Source organism: Cellulomonas sp. P4_H12 (assembly GCF_056400905.1).
This window is the reverse complement of sequence record NZ_JBFUKJ010000167.1, coordinates 1-507: the sequence shown is the minus strand read 5'-3', so window position 1 is coordinate 507 and position 507 is coordinate 1. Positions and strand designations below refer to the sequence as shown.

Annotated in this window: 1 protein-coding gene; it reads left to right on the top strand. The window is 72.2% G+C overall.

All coding sequences use genetic code 11. From position 1 onward, the window contains the following. Positions 1 to 26: 26 nt before the first annotated feature. On the top strand, positions 27 to 507 hold a 481-nt coding region (locus tag AC1DQC_RS20345; protein WP_477053030.1), incomplete at its 3' end, for a glycosyltransferase family 87 protein.

Sequence of the window (507 nt, the reverse complement as noted above, 5' to 3'; positions counted from 1 at the left end):
GGCTCGGCCAGGTCAACGTCTTCCTGATGCTGCTGGTGCTGTGGGACCTGACCCGGCCGGCCGGGTCCCGCCTCAAGGGCGTCGGTGTCGGCGTCGCCACCGGCATCAAGCTCACCCCAGGCTTCTTCCTGGTCTACCTCGCCGTCACCCGGCAGTGGCGCAGCTGCGTGACCGCGGTCGGCGCCCTCGCCGCCACCGTCGCGGTCGGGTTCGCGGTGATCCCCGGCGACGCCTGGTCGTACTGGACCGGCCAGTTCCGCAGTACCGAACGGGTGGGCCCGGTGGACGCGCCGAGCAACCAGTCCGTCAACGGGGCGCTGGGGCAGCTGCTCCGCTTCTACGACGTCGCCCGGTACTCGAACCCGGACAACGCCGGGGTGTTCGAGCCGCCGACCTGGATGTGGCTCCTGTTCGCGGTGCCCGCCGTGGTCCTGGGTGTCGCCGCCGCGCGGGTCGCGCACCGTCGCGGGCACGAACTGCTCGCCGTCGTGCTGACAGGGATGACGG